The organism is Sporolactobacillus putidus (assembly GCF_014647035.1).
Lineage (GTDB): Bacteria > Bacillota > Bacilli > Bacillales > Sporolactobacillaceae > Sporolactobacillus > Sporolactobacillus putidus.
Genome location: NZ_BMOK01000014.1, coordinates 13,612 through 29,686, shown reverse-complemented (window position 1 = coordinate 29,686; position 16,075 = coordinate 13,612). Strand labels below are relative to the sequence as shown.

The 16,075-nt window shown below is 42.8% G+C and carries 18 protein-coding genes and 1 pseudogene; 4 read left to right on the top strand and 15 right to left on the bottom strand.

Going from position 1 to position 16,075, the window contains the following annotated elements:
- Positions 1–128: 128 nt before the first annotated feature.
- From scfB to IEX81_RS13610, 3 genes are all read right to left on the bottom strand, one after another.
- A complete protein-coding gene (gene scfB / locus IEX81_RS13620) occupies positions 129–1,535 on the bottom strand; it encodes a thioether cross-link-forming SCIFF peptide maturase (protein ID WP_188804266.1) in 1,407 nt (468 codons plus the stop codon).
- A 75-nt stretch (positions 1,536–1,610) separates the two neighbouring features.
- Positions 1,611–1,760, bottom strand: a complete 150-nt coding sequence (gene scfA, locus IEX81_RS13615; RefSeq protein WP_188804265.1) for a six-cysteine ranthipeptide SCIFF — start codon at positions 1,758–1,760, stop codon at positions 1,611–1,613.
- Positions 1,761–2,071: 311 nt separating this feature from the next.
- On the bottom strand, positions 2,072–2,788 hold the full coding sequence (locus tag IEX81_RS13610) for an alpha/beta hydrolase (RefSeq protein ID WP_188804262.1): 717 nt from the start codon (positions 2,786–2,788) through the stop codon (positions 2,072–2,074).
- Between the two features lie 369 nt (positions 2,789–3,157).
- Here IEX81_RS13610 and IEX81_RS13605 point away from each other — a divergent pair, with 369 nt between their 5' ends.
- Positions 3,158–3,943, top strand: a complete 786-nt coding sequence (locus IEX81_RS13605; RefSeq protein ID WP_188804261.1) for an alpha/beta fold hydrolase — start codon at positions 3,158–3,160, stop codon at positions 3,941–3,943.
- Positions 3,944–4,072: 129 nt separating this feature from the next.
- On the opposite strand, the gene IEX81_RS13600 is transcribed toward IEX81_RS13605, so the two are convergent.
- Positions 4,073–4,891 carry a 3'-5' exonuclease gene (locus IEX81_RS13600; RefSeq protein ID WP_188804258.1) on the bottom strand — a complete coding sequence of 273 codons (819 nt, stop codon included), beginning with the start codon at positions 4,889–4,891 and terminating at the stop codon, positions 4,073–4,075.
- 217 nt (positions 4,892–5,108) lie between these two features.
- A complete protein-coding gene (locus tag IEX81_RS13595) occupies positions 5,109–5,411 on the bottom strand; it encodes a hypothetical protein (RefSeq protein ID WP_188804256.1) in 303 nt (100 codons plus the stop codon).
- A 163-nt stretch (positions 5,412–5,574) separates the two neighbouring features.
- On the opposite strand from IEX81_RS13595, the gene IEX81_RS13590 reads away from it, so the two are divergent.
- The 3 genes from IEX81_RS13590 (at position 5,575) to IEX81_RS13580 (ending at position 7,070) form a co-directional block, all read left to right on the top strand.
- Positions 5,575–5,904, top strand: a complete 330-nt coding sequence (locus tag IEX81_RS13590; RefSeq protein ID WP_188804254.1) for a PadR family transcriptional regulator — start codon at positions 5,575–5,577, stop codon at positions 5,902–5,904.
- 16 nt (positions 5,905–5,920) lie between these two features.
- Positions 5,921–6,637, top strand: a complete 717-nt coding sequence (locus IEX81_RS13585) for a pentapeptide repeat-containing protein (protein WP_188804251.1) — start codon at positions 5,921–5,923, stop codon at positions 6,635–6,637.
- Between the two features lie 100 nt (positions 6,638–6,737).
- Positions 6,738–7,070 (top strand): ABC transporter permease, encoded by a 333-nt coding sequence (locus IEX81_RS13580; RefSeq protein ID WP_188804249.1) that lies wholly within the window; start codon positions 6,738–6,740, stop codon positions 7,068–7,070.
- A gap of 259 nt (positions 7,071–7,329) precedes the next feature.
- Here IEX81_RS13580 and IEX81_RS13575 read toward each other — a convergent pair whose 3' ends face one another.
- The 10 genes and pseudogenes from IEX81_RS13575 to lacA form a co-directional block, all read right to left on the bottom strand.
- Entirely contained in the window at positions 7,330–8,748 is a 1,419-nt protein-coding gene (locus IEX81_RS13575; protein ID WP_188804247.1) for an amino acid permease, read from the bottom strand.
- Positions 8,749–8,996: 248 nt separating this feature from the next.
- The gene (locus IEX81_RS16735) at positions 8,997–9,131 is read right to left on the bottom strand and encodes a hypothetical protein (RefSeq protein ID WP_268239367.1); all 135 of its coding nucleotides are present in this window, start codon (positions 9,129–9,131) and stop codon (positions 8,997–8,999) included.
- Between the two features lie 382 nt (positions 9,132–9,513).
- Positions 9,514–9,678, bottom strand: a pseudogene (locus tag IEX81_RS16890) (respiratory nitrate reductase subunit gamma); the annotation flags it as partial.
- A 227-nt stretch (positions 9,679–9,905) separates the two neighbouring features.
- Positions 9,906–10,766, bottom strand: coding sequence for an aldose epimerase family protein (locus IEX81_RS13565; protein ID WP_188804243.1), 861 nt, complete (start codon positions 10,764–10,766; stop codon positions 9,906–9,908).
- Positions 10,767–10,904: 138 nt separating this feature from the next.
- The gene (locus IEX81_RS13560; RefSeq protein WP_188804241.1) at positions 10,905–11,669 is read right to left on the bottom strand and encodes a DeoR/GlpR family DNA-binding transcription regulator; all 765 of its coding nucleotides are present in this window, start codon (positions 11,667–11,669) and stop codon (positions 10,905–10,907) included.
- 455 nt (positions 11,670–12,124) lie between these two features.
- Positions 12,125–13,129: a tagatose-bisphosphate aldolase gene (gene lacD, locus IEX81_RS13555; RefSeq protein ID WP_188804239.1), complete on the bottom strand. Its 1,005-nt coding sequence runs from the start codon at positions 13,127–13,129 to the stop codon at positions 12,125–12,127.
- A gap of 72 nt (positions 13,130–13,201) precedes the next feature.
- Positions 13,202–13,675, bottom strand: coding sequence for a PTS sugar transporter subunit IIA (locus IEX81_RS13550; RefSeq protein WP_188804237.1), 474 nt, complete (start codon positions 13,673–13,675; stop codon positions 13,202–13,204).
- An 18-nt stretch (positions 13,676–13,693) separates the two neighbouring features.
- Positions 13,694–14,620: a 1-phosphofructokinase gene (gene pfkB, locus IEX81_RS13545; RefSeq protein ID WP_188804235.1), complete on the bottom strand. Its 927-nt coding sequence runs from the start codon at positions 14,618–14,620 to the stop codon at positions 13,694–13,696.
- 196 nt (positions 14,621–14,816) lie between these two features.
- Positions 14,817–15,332, bottom strand: coding sequence for a galactose-6-phosphate isomerase subunit LacB (gene lacB / locus IEX81_RS13540; protein ID WP_188804233.1), 516 nt, complete (start codon positions 15,330–15,332; stop codon positions 14,817–14,819).
- Between the two features lie 35 nt (positions 15,333–15,367).
- Positions 15,368–15,796 carry a galactose-6-phosphate isomerase subunit LacA gene (gene lacA / locus IEX81_RS13535; protein WP_188804231.1) on the bottom strand — a complete coding sequence of 143 codons (429 nt, stop codon included), beginning with the start codon at positions 15,794–15,796 and terminating at the stop codon, positions 15,368–15,370.
- Between the last annotated feature and the right edge of the window lie 279 nt (positions 15,797–16,075).

Genomic DNA, 16,075 nt, shown 5'->3' with positions numbered 1-16,075 from the left:
AGATTGATCGGGCTCGCTTGAATCACCAAAAAGAGAACCTCCCCTTTTTTTCTCTGCGCGAAAAGGCCAAGCATAAACCAGATTTTTCCTGATTTATGCCCGGCCTCTTTTTGCATTTTACGCTTTGTTTATTTACCCACGGTTTGTTTATCCTTTTCCATGGCTTTTATGGATTCGGCTGCCTTAATCATCATGGCGCATTCGATTCTCTTGCGAAAAACGTCGCAGCTGAATGCGTAGTTTCCTTTAAGTGAACCCGTCGCGTGCAGTGAATTCGCGGGGCAGCCGCCGCTGCAGTAAAGCTTCGCCCAGCAGTCGCGACATTCCGGCTTTGAGTAGCAGTTGCACTCTTTAAATTGGTTCTGCAGCTCCGGTTTTGTGATTCCGTCCCAAATATTGCCCATGCTGTAGGCTTCATCCCCGACAAACTGGTGGCAAGGGAAAAGCTCGCCCCAAGGCGTGACCGCGAGATATTCAGTGCCTGAACCGCAGCCGGAGATTCTTTTATGAATGCAGGGGCCTTCTGTCAGATCAAGCATGTAATGGTAAAAGATAAAGCCATTGCCTTTTTCTGAACGCCTGAGCATTTCCTTGGCGAGAATCTCATACTGTCTGTTAATCTCAGGGAGATCCTCCCTGGTCAGTGCGTACGGTTCCTTTGGATCACAGATGACGGGCTCCATCGAGAGACGGTCGAAACCCAGATCGGCCATATGAAAAATGTCGTTAGTGAAGTCGACATTATTATGGGTAAAGGTTCCCCGGACATAGTATTCTTTGTCCCCGCGCTTCTTGACGAAGTTCTGGAACTTCGGAACGACATAGTCATAGCTGCCCTTGCCGTTAACCGTTTTGCGAAGCCGGTCATGAACCTCTTTTCGTCCGTCCAGACTCAGCACGACATTGTGCATTTCCTCGTTCAGAAAATCGACGACGTCATCTTTGAGCAGCATGCCATTGGTCGTCAGGGTGAAGCGGAAAGTCTTTTTGCACTCTTTTTCTTTGCTTCTCGCATAGGCGACAAGCTGTTTGACCACTTTCCAGTCCATCAGAGGTTCTCCGCCGAAGAAATCGACGTCGAGATTTCGATGAAAACCGCAATTTTCAAGCAAAAAATCAATAGCCCTCTTTCCGACTTCATAGCTCATGATCGCCCGCTCGCCGTGATATTTGCCCTGGCTTGCAAAGCAGTACTCACAGGAAAGGTTGCACGTATGCGCGACATTCAGGCATAAAGCTTTGATATAGGTCTTGCGTTTTTTCAAATCGAATGAGAGATCTTTATATGTATCTTCAGTAAAGAGCTGTCCGTCCTTTTTCAGCTTGTTGATGTCCGCGATCGTTTCATAAATGTCCTTTTCGGTGATATCTGCATGATCGGCGTACTTCTTCAACATCCTGGCCGCGATTTCTTCAGGAGAATAAGCCTCATAAAGCGCAATAATATCATAGGCGAGATCGTCAACAACATGCACCGCCCCACTGTAGGTGTCAAGCACAATGTTGTGTCCGTTTAATTTATATTGATGAATCATAGCTGGCTATCGGGCTCCCTTATCCAAAAAATTGCCGCCCAACCGCAAAACAGTTGGGCGGTACACTTTCGTTTCTTATCTTTCCGCTGGTTCGGCACACTTCTGATTGGCTACACCGCAAGACGTTTTGCAGGCCGACTGGCAGGATGTCTGGCACTCGCCGTGTCCGCCGTGTTTTGCGGTTTCTCTCAGGTCCATCGTATTCAGTGATATGATTCTTCTCATCAAACATAACCCCTCTTTAAGAACATTTTTTAGAAAAACAAAAAACCCAGCTGCACCCTCTTGCCTTTCATAGATCATGCATCGAATTCACAGCTATTGTCCTTTTTAGCAGGACAAATCAATGGGTACTTATGGTAATCATTATATAAAATGAGAAAGATTTTTTCTGTGATGTTTATTATAGAAAAAGAATAAGGAAAACAAAGCTTAATTTTGAGTAAAGTTGAATTCTCTTGTCTTCAAATAGTCTGAATGATAAATTCTTAGCGAACAATTTTTAAATGGCTTATGTACACCCGTTCTGATAAAGGCTATCTGGCCAACTGACGTCGATGATGCTTTTCTAAAAATGCCGTAACCATTTGAATGACGGTGTCGCCTTCACAATCATGGCAGATATGGTGCTTTGAAAGCGGAAGATAGTGCAGCTCTTTTTCTTTTGACAAAGCTGCACGAAAAATCCATTCGGAACTCTTCGGATCAACAGTCTCGTCCATTTGGCCATGAATGATGCAAATTGGAACAGAAATATGCCGGAAAATTCGTTTTGCATGACGGACAATCTTTTGAAACTGGAGTACGTTATGAATGGGGACGGAGCTGATTAATGCCCGATTACTAAGCATCGTCTGAACAGGCAGTGAACGATTCTTTCTAATATACTGAAAAAATTTTTCCATCCTCATCTTTAAAACAAAAGGCGTAAACACGTATACCGACGGAGATAGCAATACCAAGGTGGCTATTTGATAGCGGCTGGCCATAATGGAAGCGATCATGGCCCCCATAGAAAAACCGATCAAATGAATGTCTTTCTTTTCGTCAATGGCTTGTCTAACAATTTCTTCAATGACTTGCAGCCAATCCGACGCAGTGATTTTCTCCATCCGCTTTTTGTCACTATTATGTCCGGGCAGCAAGGGAGTCACGACTTCGTAGCCCTTTCGTTCCAAGGCATGTGCCAATGGCGCTACTTCCTGCGGATTTCCTGCGAACCCATGAATAAGAACACATAATTCTTTCTGCATGAAAGTCTCCCCTTTGAAGCCGGCTTAAAAGATGCATTTCGAGCATGAACTAACTCTTCTCGTCATCGTCCGCAGATTTACCGGTATCGAATCTTTCTCGTTATTGTTCCAGTTGAAATTTACCGTGTAAAAAAGATGACCGTCTTAGTTTTCCAGTGCAACTGTCGTCTATACGCGGGTTTCCATTTATGTGCAGTCTAATCAGTCCATCGGATGGTGAAATAAGTATAAGCGGTCCCGCCTGATTTGAAAGTAACGATCAAGAAATCCATTGGATTCAAAAAATGCCTTTCACTCATTCGGATGCCGGCGCAGAATCGGGGAATGATAAGAATACTTTGAAGTATTTTAAGCTGAGGTGGTCAGAAAATGCCCTTTGTCATGGTGAACGGCTGCAGGCTCTATTTTACGGTTCAAGGTCAAGGGGTGCCCCTCCTCTTTATTCATCCTCCGGTTCTTACACATTACAATTTTGATAGGCAGATAAAGGAATTATCGAAGTATTTTCGGATCATTACCTTTGATATCCGAGGGCATGGAAGAAGCTCATTTTCCAAAGTGCCCTTAACTTATCCTTTGATTGCTGACGATATGAAGCACATATTAGATCATCTGAAAATTCAAAAGGCGTTTATTTGCGGTTATTCCACGGGAGGATCCATCGCTCTTGAATTTTTACTGACTGAAGCAGATCGAGCATGGGGCGGCATCGTCATTAGCGGTTTGTCGGAGGTCAGTGACTGGGTTTTAAAAAATAAAATTGTGATCGCGATGACTCTTGCCAAACTAAAAGCGCTCTCTGTATTAGCCCTATATATATCCGGGACGAATATGACTACCCGATCCTCATTTTGGAAAATGGTCAAGGAAGAGCGAAAAGGAAAGGCTAAAAATATTGAAGAATATTATCGATACAGCCTGTCCTATAATTGCACGGATAAATTAGGAAAAATTACAACCCCCACTTTATTAATCTATGGACAAAAAGATCAAGGGTTTCAGCGCTACGCCAAGCTGCTGTATGACAAGCTGCCCCGGAGTGAATTGAAATGGATCCCGCATGTTAAACATCAGATTCCAACGAAAGCCGCCTCTGAATTAAATCGTTTCATCAAGCAATTTATCGAGACGCAAATGGAAAGAAATGGGAAGTAAGCCGGGTACGTGTTCAGTTCGGCCAACCGGTTCGCTCAGGGGTTCTTAAAACCCGCTTGTATCTTTTAATCATCAATGAACCTGGAATTTTCCCCGAAAATGGCCACAAAGAGGAATGAGCCTTTGATCTCAAAAGCGGTTGGTTTCTTGCTTAAAAAGCAGATTATCAAAATATTTCCGAACTACTTTTATATACTGTTTATCATGACGGTCAATAAAATTTTGCTCCAATATTTTTTTCATTGTGCCGCTATTCAGAATAAAATTTACATCTCTATGTTTATAATGAAAAAATACTTTTTTTAAAATCTTTTTTCCGCTCTTTGTTATGATTAAATGCCCTTCCTTATCATAACGTATTAACAAATTGAATTTTTGAAGCAATTCTTTTCTGTCATACACCCATCGATTCAACGAAGGATATTTATTGTCTATCTGTCTGAATAATCGGATCGTATTCAAAACATCATAGTAAGCGTTATGCTGCTTTCCGACGAATTCAAGCCCGAACAGCGAAAGAGATTTTTTTAAACTCGGCTGCTGATCTAAATGACAGTCATACATCACCATTTCCTGCAAATCCATATATCCTTTGATCCATCTTGTGCTTGCATTATATTTCAAGGCGTTTTCCATAAAATAACAAATATCATGACTACTAAAACTGACAAAAATGACTGATTCATAGAAATTGCTTTGTAGTCTAGATACATACGCCTGAAAGTCTGGCGCATTCTCAACATGATCCAGCGTAATGCCGGTTAATTCCCGGATCGGCTTCTGTATTCCAAATTGTGGTCTTATATAAGAATTAAAATATTTTATGCGGCTGCTTGTCCCATTTTTTTCATATAAACCGGAACTGAATTGAATAATTTCATCAATGCCGTTTGGATATAAGTGCCCCATGTTGGCCTCGAAGTCCACAATTAAATAAATCACCGCCATCACCTAACCACACTATAGATTATGGACCGTCTGATCATCGTCTTTACAAAAGACGAATGGCATGGCTGCCGTATATTATTTCAAAAAAACGACAATCTTATTATCTATCAAATCACAAGCCATCGGATTCAGCAAATATTCTGTAGAAATGAGATGCGGAACAGTCTGCGCCGCAGCAACTTTGAAAAGACTTACTAATTATATCAGGTATGTAAATTTACGGCCTGACGGCCAGGCGCCTCACCCGTGCGTTCGTTTGGCTTATAGCTGACTCGCCCTTGTTTATCTCTGCCACTGCAAGCCGTCGCGAACCCGTCCTGTTTCCGGTTAATCCATCCGCGTCTTTCAGGTTGCGGCCGGCAACAACCTGTTTCTGAATGCCACTGGCCTCTTTTGTTCTGTACAGGCCAAATCCAATACCGATGAGTATCAGCAGCTTCAATATCCATATTATACCATAAGCCCGCCAATGCGAACTTTTTTCTGCCGTCCATCCCGCGGCTTCATTTAGGATGACCAAATGCCATTGTCCCGCGGATAAAGCGCTGCGAATCGTCCGCACATTGTTTTCATTCAGTTTTTAAAAATTGCCCGGGAGAACATTTCAACAATATTTATAAGCAATATATTACTTTGATAGATACAGTATTTAATCGTATATTGTATTCAAGGCGGTGTTGAAATTGTCGGATAAAAAAATTTCCGCGGATCTCCTTCGCGGGCACACAGACACCATTATTTTAAAGCTGCTTATGGAGGGCGATAAATATGGCTACGAACTGGCAAAACAAGTGACGGTCAAGTCGGGAGGAGAATACGAGCTCAAGGAGGCAACTCTGTATGCCAGCCAGAGACGTCTGGAAAGGGAAAAAGCGATCAGCTCTTATTGGGGCGACGAGTCTCAGGGAGGGAGAAGGAAGTATTACTATATAAACACGAAAGGTGTGGAACAATTTCACATAAATAAACAAAACTGGGAATATGCAAAGCATATTCTGGATGAACTCATTTAAGAAAGGAAGATTCTCAATGTCAGCAAAATTATCTAAATACCTGGATGTAATTTTCTCGCCTTATGAAGAGCTGCCGCAGATTAAAGAATTAAAAGAGGAACTATCCCATGACCTTCAAGAAAAAATAAATGACTTAAAGAAAGAGGGACATAACGAAGATGAGGCTTTTAAAAGAGCAACGGAATCGATCGGCAATATTGAAGAGCTTATTGAAGAAATAAATGACAAGACCCGAGAATTGCAGCAGCTGATCGGAATGGATTTTTCGCTCAGTAAGCTAGAAGACTCCGATTTCGCATCAACCGACTTGAGCAGCGGAAAATTTAATTATAGTGATTTGAAAGGCTCAGATTTTCAGTACGCGAATTTAACTCAGTGCGTATTTAAAGCCAGAAATCTAGAAAATTCGAAATTTTCATATGCCAATCTCACGGATTGCAAAATCACTGCATGCAATCTTAAAAAAGCCAATTTTGATCATTGTATTCTGAAGCGGACGGACTTCGGCAAATCAAGTCTGGCGGGCGTATCTTTCGAAGCTATGACCCTGGACAATGTAAATTTCACCTATGCCGGTCTTAAAAAAACTTCTTTCCGGAATGCTATTCTGAAAAATGTCTGCTTTAAAACCAAAGCAGGCGAGGCTATTTTTGACGGTGCGACGATGGATAAGGGAACCTATGCACTTCTTAAGGGCTACCGGGCCGATCTTAAAAACGTAACCATACTGTGAATAAGAAAAGAGACGGCACTTATGGGAAATTATCGGCGAGCTGCAAAACGGAGTGACCGAAAGATTCAGAGTCACTCCGTTAAACCGGTTTTCATGACTTATGGGACCTGTCCTTCGGGATACCGTCATGCTTCTCGTTCCGGCAATGTTGATTCTGGTTATTGCCGCTGTTTTCGGCTTTCCTATTCATCCGGTCGGTTTAGTTCTGCTTCTGATTCTTCCCGCTCTCCTGACTGCCGTCATTTCGGCTACATCCAACAGTCTGGGCATGATTCTGAAAAACATCGGAAGCCTGGCTGCGATTGTGACAGGCATGCAGCTTCCTCTGACCCTGTTGGTAGGCGTCCTGCTCCCGCTCTCTTTCGGACCGAAATGGCTTCAGCATATCGCCCATTTCAACCCGCTTTTTTATGATGTGGAAGCGGCGTTCTAGCAAACGGCACCCTGCTCGCTTCCCGGGTCTATCGAAAAGGATCCCATAAGACGTACTGGAAAACGGTGACGCCGGGATCCTGATTCTCCGGAAAATATAAGTAAATATCCCACCCCGTTAATAAGGGGGAAACTTTTGAACGCTTACAGATCGAACATTTGCTTTAGCATATTAAAAAAGATAAGACAATCATAACAAAACGATGACCCTTACTCCCTGACCGCTGCTTATTTTTTGATGGCGGCGCACAGGGAGTCGATCATTTTTCGGAAAGCTGTTTCGCGACCTGACTCGCCGCATAAGAAGTCTGAACGGACTGATGAGCATGATCACGTTTATTAAGTCCAAAGGCATAATAACTCATCACAACGAGGCCTAAGAAAATAATCCCGGCAATAAGCGATAAGCGTGTATCATCATTGAACCACATACCGATTAATACCGTCACTAAGAAAGCAATCGTCAGATAGTTTGTAAAAGGAGCGAAAGGCATTTTAAATGGATGCTTACCCATTTCTGCCCTTCTTGCTTTTCTGAATCGTATTTGACTTATTAGAATGGTAAACCAGGGGATCATACCGGGCAGCACGCTGGCACTGTACACGTACACAAATACCTTGGACGGCGCAATATAGTTTAAAACAACCCCTATAGCCAAACCAATAAGCACGGCAATCGTACCGTATAACGGGACACCGTTCCGGGAAACTTTCATAAAAAATTTAGGTGCCTGTCCGAATACCCCCAGTATATAAAGCATACGTCCGGCACTGAAAATCCCGCTGTTACATCCGGACATTGCGGCTGTAATGACGACAAAGTTAATCACGCCGGCCGCTGCCGTAATACCGATTTTAGCAAAAGTCGTTACGAAGGGGCTGCCGATTGCATGAAGCTCATTCCATGGATAAATCGTTACGATCACAAAAATAGCTCCAATGTAAAAGATCAAAATACGCCAAATAATGTTTTGAATCGCGCGCGTCAGCGTATTCTGCGGGTCTTTCGCTTCACCGGCCGTGATCCCGATGAGTTCAACCCCCTGATAAGCCGCAATGACCAGCGATAATGCAAAGAAAAATCCTTTCCAGCCTCCTGTAAAGAATCCGCCGTGCGCCCAGAGATTGGATAATCCGATCGCTTTTCCTCCATTACCGAATCCGAAAAAAATAAGGCCGATTCCGACGACTATCATTAATACGATGGTTACAACTTTAATCATCGCAAACCAAAATTCAAATTCCCCAAATGATTTCACTGAAACTAAATTCGCCGTACCGAGAATCAACATGACAATGATACTCGGTATCCAGACAGGCAGAGCCGGAAACCAGAACTTCATATAGGCTCCGACAGCTATAACTTCGGACATTCCGACGATAACCCACTGAAACCAGTTGCTCCACGCGGTCACATACCCTGCCAGCGGATGGATGTAATTGTGTCCGAACTTGGCAAATGAACCCGTACTGGGTTCCAAATACAGCATTTCTCCCATTGCGCGCATGATAAAAAATACAAAGATTCCGCTGATTGCGTAAGCGAGCAGAACAGACGGACCCGTCCATTGTATCGTGCTGGCGGATCCCATAAATAAGCCCACGCCAATTGTGCCGCCTAAAGCAATCATTTGTATATGACGCGCACTAAGACCTCTTTTAAGTTTTTTATTCTCCACCCGGCTTCCTCCTTTACGTAAATAACTGTACGCTTTACGTCCGTCTCTGTAAATAACTTTTTTTTCCAGATTGTCTAAATTCAAGAAAACCGGCGTTTCCTTTAAAATAAAAGGCCGATATAAAATTATTTTCCTGCTGAGGCAAATGGCTCGCGTCCACAAGCTGCAAAAGAGTTCCCAGCTGCCTCGACACGCAGAAACCGGCAACGTCATAATACAATCTTTTTAGCACGGCATACACATCGGTTTTAACCTTTCTCTCCTACCGGTATGATCTTAAAGAACGGATCCAGCCGGTCGGCAAGCAGGGACAGAAAAGCACCGGCATGCGGAATCACAAATTTAATATTTTTATAGCGGCTGAACGTTCCATTAATGATCATGTTGATAACGGTCCGCGTCGCATCAAACAGAAATTCTATCGCAGGAATAGGCAGGCCTTATTCACATTTTCCGGAACTTGGCCCGGCTTATTCGGGTGAAGCACGACCACTGCTTTTCTCTCATTTCAGACAATGGTTTCGATTCAAGCCACGGTGACCCATCTTAAAAATTAAGAATGGAAGGAAATTTATATTCCTTCCACCCTTTTTTCGAATATTGGGATTTAGCAATATCTGAAAACAGTCTCTTAACAGCGGCCCCTACACGATATGAGGACATTATAAAAATACTGATCACGTCTCCACTTTAGTTACAATGAATTTCCTGTAACGATTTTACTGAACGCTCCCTTCATTCCACAGGCGTTACGTTAGACCATCCTTAACGATCATACTGAGGTTTTCGGCGATAAATAATGAACCGTCGGAAAACATATTGCCACGGCAGAGCCAGTGCATGCAACAGCCGGGAATTGAGAAACATCCCCAAAATCAGAAATCCGCAGATTACATGTAGTTTGTAAATGAACGGTACATGCAACATGAATCGAAAATCCGGATAGTGGCCAGGACAGCGCGCTTATCCCGCTCATCCGGCCTTTTGATCAGGTATCCTTTTTCCTCAAGCTCGCTGATGACAGGATGTCTGTTCCATTAATTGGAACTTGGATTTGAGACGAGCTCATCCGGCCAAATGAAGTACGAAAAAGGCTGCCCCATGAGTAAACTGAGGGACAGCCTTTTTCCAGATAGCTTATTCTCAATAGCTTATGATCAGCGCTTCTTCAAATAAATCGTTACTTCCAGCTGAAGCGGCCGATCTTTTTCCACATACAAAAGTTCCTTTTTTTCATTAAACTCATTTTTCTTGGCTGTCCAAGGTTCAATGCAAACATAATCCTTGTTTTTTTCCGTCCAAAGCACGATATAACGAAAAGCTTTATCCTTTTCAATAACCAGTACATCTGATTCGTCGAAACCGGCTTCCACTTTATCCGAACTGTCCCGAAACACGACAGGTTCGATCAGATCACTCATATCTATCGTTCCGTCAAATGATTTAATCGTTTGGTCATTATAATCCAGATATTGAGTCGCGTCAGTTTTCACATCTACGACTTTATTGGCGATATTGAAGTATGGATGAAAACCGGGACAGATCGGCATAGTGTCTGCAGAGAGATTTTTATAAAGCTGGTGAACCATTAATTTGCCCTTTTCAAGTTTATAAGTAAACACAACTTCAAACTCAAAGGGAAACGATTGTTTTGTTTCCTTATCACTTAAGAAAGAAACGGTCAGTTCCGCGTGCCGATCATCAGCATCATGACGAACGACCGGCCACGGTCTTGTCCTTGCCAGTCCATGATTCGCCATTTCATATACAGCTCCGTTCCATTCATAGCAACCGTCCATCAACTGTCCGCCCATTGGAAACAAGACCGGAATGCCGCCGCGAACATTTTTTGTTCGGTCAAAAAGCGTCTGTTCATTCAAAAACAGCACATCTTTTTCCAATGTATGAAAAGCTGTCACAATAGCACCGCGTTCTGGGCAAACATCTGCGTAGGCTCCTTCGCCGGAAAGTCGGACAAAGCTTAATCCGTCTTTGTTATATTGAGTTACCTCATACATGTCTTTTGTCCTCTTTTCCTTCGCTTGTTTAGCATCGAGTAAACATAAGATCTCAATATTGCGTCAAAAATATAGCCCTTTGACTCTGTCGAAAACCATAAACCAGATGAGAGGTTCTTTAAAAGCGTAGCAGGTTTATTATTTAATGATCTTGACAAATTTCTCATAATAAGAAACAAGTTCGGGATCAATTGACGAATCAGTAATGATTGCGGATATGTTCCGAACATCGTATAAATTGTGGAACGCTTCAACACCAAATTTTGTGCTGTCCGCCAATATATAGGTTTCGCTGGCATTATCAAGAATGATCTTTTGAGCGGTTCCTTCCTCTTCGTTGGCCGTGGTGACGCTCATCTTTATGATCCCGTTTGTTCCAATAAACGCCTTATTCACATTAAAATCATGAAGCATTTTATTTGTAAAATAGCCGACAAAGGTTTCGGTTCTGGAACGGTATCGCCCACCTACCAAAATGATTTCAAAACGGGGAAAATCATTTTTAAATTGCTCAAAAACAGTCACTGAATTTGTAACAATATCCACATGATCATAACGCTCTTTATCAAGAAATTCATAGATAAAACCAGCCGTTGTGCCGGGTCCAATAAAAACAACATCGTTATTTTCAATCAAGCCTGCGCAGTGTTTGGCAATGGAACGTTTCTTTTCAACATTTATCGTTTGTTTTTGAAGATGCGATAATTCCTTATAATCATTGACTTGCTTTTTTCTTGCTCCCCCATGAATGCGGGTTAACATTTCTCTTTCCTCAAGATCACTCAAATCCCGACGTATAGTCATCTCGGTAACATTTAATTTTTTTGCCAAATCTGATACACGCACGATACGATTGAGCTCAATCTCTTTTAAGATTTTATGATAACGCTCTTCTCTTAACATCACATCCCCACTTCCCCCAACGTACATGCATGTTTATATTAAATCAGAATTTTTTTTATATGCAAAGTAGTTAAACAACAAACACTCATGTTTTGACCAAATCCACACTTACATTATACATCAATGTATTTGTCAAATCCGTCCGTATAAGGCTGAATACCTTTGTTCACCCATACTCTCGTTCAGACAGGCGTGGACAAATAGATATGTGTTTTTATTCATCCGATGCAATACTTTTCGGACACACAAGTCAGGGTAACTTTGAACTGTTAAACATATCGCCGGATCAATAATTGAAACTCATGCAATGACCCTCGCCGTAAAATAGCGCTGAACTATTGATAACAAAGGTCAAACATGAGTTCATTCTTTTCACGTTATAGTATGGCAACCTAATGCATCCTTGAAAATGATGGTAAACATAAGTTTGCATCAGCTTTTAAATGTTTGGCCTATTATTCAACAGTAATCTGATCTTTTCCACCATATACTTCGTACCAAGGGGTGGCACTTTTGACAAGGACGGCATTCAATTCCTCAATATTTTTCTTGCCCTGTGTCCGAAGCCATTCAGTGGCTCCCTTTTCCCCGCCTTCTCCGTAGGCTTTTACTCCTTCACGCCAGGTTGCCCGGCCGCATAGCACACCATTGAATTTTGATCCCGCCTCGCGGGCGAAGATCAGCGTTTGTTGGAACAATTCTGCCGAAACACCCGCGCTCAGCCAGATATAAGGCACTTTTGCCGCTTCATCAACACGCCTGAAGTATTCCTTGGCCTGTTCAGCCGAATATGCCGCTTCATTTTCGCCGATACCTTCCACACGGCTCATATCAACAGGAACCTCCAGTTTAAGAACATCCACACCATAGCGTTCTTCAGAGAATACTTTTACGGCCTCAATGACTTTTTCCGGCTTTATTCGTGCGTAATCTGCTTTATCCGTTACGTTTTCATCATAAGTGACAAGTTCAAGGAAGAAAGGAATGTCTTCTGCTTTACATTCTGAACCGACACGTTCAACGAATGCTTTTTTCACGTCATTAATTTGTTCACTGTCGTCCTTATCATAGTAAACCAGGATTTTAACGGCATTGCTGTCCTCTTCTTTGATTCGTTTTACTGACCAGTTTGGCAGGAGGTCTGGCAGACGGCCAGGGGTGTTTACATCATAGCCGGTTTTTTCATAAGAGGTGATCAGACCGCAATGCTGATTACGATTTTTGCCTGCAGGCAAACCAAATTCAGGATCAAGCAAAATGGAACTGGCATAAGGTGTCAGCTCTTTCGAAATCAGTGTCTTGAAGTTGATCAGCTCTTCAACCGTTGCGCCGGTTCCCTTGGCAGCCCCAATCATTTTTTTCAGGGATCCGCGCTGATCTATGGCCAGCGCCGCGATAATACCATTTTCATCTGAAAGTTTTTTGAGCGCCTTAAATTTGCCTTCTTGAAATTTTACCATACTACAAATCCTCCAAACTCTGTTTTCGTTCAAATTATTACTGTGGTGTGATAAAGTACCATGCTTTTTAGATTATGAAACAACAAATTCATAAATTTCTTTACCGGTTTCAAGTGAGTCCAGACGAGACATCTTGTCGCCTGCAGTAAAAAAAGACATGAGGTAAGAAAGTATATTCGTCTGACTGTTTTTTTCATTATTTAAAATAAAAAAAGCATAACGAACCGGGATACTCTTATCAGGTGAAATCATATCATGAAAAATGACTTCTTCTTTCAGACGGGCGATTACGATACCTTTCCAGTTGCAATAATTAACTTCCGTATGCGGGATTGCGACATTTGATGAACCGGCTTTCACAACACTTAGATCGAGTCCTGTCGGGTATTTGCTTTCTCTTTCCGTAATTGCATCAATATACCCCTGATTAACCAGATTCTTCTGCAGTAACTTTTTACCTATGGATTTAAACAGCTCTTCTTTGCTCAACACATCTTCAAAGAAAATAAGATCTTCGCGAAACAAATCCTGAATACGCGTACTCACTTTGTTTCTCCCCCTTTTTCAGTCGACTGTTCTTACCGTTATTTTTCTCTTAAAGGATTCGACTTGCGTTCGATCCACATACCCGGTACGCTCTTCCATCGCGTTTAAAGTCCCGAAAACGGCTCCGTATGTGAGTGCCTCTTCAGGAGGAAGGCCGCGATCGATGCCGTATGCGAGGCCCGCGATCATGGAATCACCTGATCCAACGGCATTGACCGCCTTAATCTTCGGCGGTTCGACAATAAAAGCACGCCCGTCAAAATATCCCAGGGCGCCTTTTTTGCCAAGTGAGACAACAATAAATTTCACGCCTGTCGCCGCCAGCCGCCGCGCACTGGCGATTAACTCAGCTTCAGTATCTGCTTTTTCCCCTATCAAAGCAGCCAGTTCATCCTGATTAGGCTTAATGAGGTAGGGAGCCGCCTTAATCCCTTCTTTTAACGATTCGCCGCTGGTATCCAGAAGAAATTTTCTGTTTTTCCGGGCTGCATGTTGGATCAATTGCTGATAAAAAGTTTTTGGAAGCCCCTTGGGCAGACTGCCGGAAGCTGTGACAACCGTCGCACGATCAAGAAGAAGGTCATACTCTTGCAGAAAAGCAGCCGCTTCCTGTTTGGAAATGGACGGTCCGTCTTCCAGAATCTCCGTCTGATTTCCTTCATGTATGATCGCAAGGCAGTGCCGTGTGTTGCCTTTGATCGGTACAAAGCTATGAGCGACGCCTGCATGATCAAGCTCATCAGCAATGAATTCACCGGTTTTCCCTCCGAGAAAACCCGTTGCCAGAACATCTGCTTCCACGCATTTTAAAACACGTGTCACATTCAGCCCTTTTCCTCCTGCGGTTTTGATGACATGGCCGCAGCGATTCACCTGATCAATAGCCAAATGTTCAAGCTTATAGTTCATGTCAATAGCAGGGTTCAACGTCAGCGTTAAAATCATCACAAATTCCCCTCGAATATTATTGAACCAGAAAAGCGTTCGGACTCTTATTCAATCGGTATATTATCTTTTTCAAAAACATTACATTTACATAAATGACGGACCCAACATCATGCTCGGAAATATCCCTGACTTTATTTTTTTAACATCACCTGATTTATCAGGCTCTAACCTAACCTGACTTGAATGTTACATTTCAGTCATGATAAAAGCCTTCATCCCATTTTTTGTTATATTCATCAAAGATATGTTCATTGGTATTGGCTTCATCGTTCATCGGGATACTGTCAATCTTTGCAACCAGCGCTTCACTTTCCGGAGTTGGTTCATACTTTGCTTCCAGAAAAGCATCAACAATGTTTTCAATCAAGCCGACTCCGGAGATACGGCCGCCCATTCCGATGACATTCGCGTTCAAATGTTTCCGTGCATAAACAGCCGTGCCTACGTCGCGGACCAGCGCCGCACGGATGCCTTTCACTTTGTTCACACTGTTGGTAATTCCGACACCGGTTCCGCAAATAGTGACGCCCAGATCTGCTTCACCCGATGCTACTGCCGCGCCAACCTTCCGCCCATAAATCGGGTAGTGCGTTCTTACCTTGTCATAGGTGCCGACATCAATGACGTCATAGCCTTCTTCTTTCAGGTATTCCACCATGTGATCTTTGATTTCCGTTACAATATGGTCACAGCCGATTGCCACTTTCATATCTGATCGCTCCTTTTTGAACCCCTTTTTATTTGTTAGCACATTCTGTTCAGCATATCCACGCGTACCTGATGACGGCCGCCTGCATATTCGTTTTCAATAAACGCATCCGCGCAGCCTTCCGCCAGCCGTTCACTGACAATACCCGAACCTAGAGTAATCATCGATGCGTTATTGTGGCTCCTTGTCATTTTCGATGAATGTTCATCGGATGTTTCCGCGCAGATCACGCCTTTATATTTAGTTGCTACCATGAATGATCCGGCCCCGTATTCATCAATCGCAATCCCGCGATCCCCTTCGCCCTGCTGAATCGCCTTCGCGACACGCGAAGCGGATTCGAATAAATCCAGATCTTTTTCTGGTGTTTTATCGACCACATCGTAGCCTTTATCCGTCAGATAATTCTTCAGATGTTCCTTTAATGCGTACCCTTTAGCATCTGCGCCAATTATGACTTTCATTAAAATATCCTCCCTAAGGTAATATGAAAACTATCAAGCGTTTCGTTTTATAACAAATTCGCTTTCTTTGAATCAGCAAAGAAAAATGTGTTATAAAGCCTCTGTAGATTCATCAAATTTATTCCGGTCTGCATCACGCCCCTAAGCGGAATGTTCATTAAAGTTATTTATTGTTTTATAATGTTTATTTTATCATGAAAGCGTTAGCATCACAAGATTATTTACTCAAATTCACAACTTTGTAAAGGATGATGCGACCCTGAATAAAAAGCGCAGATC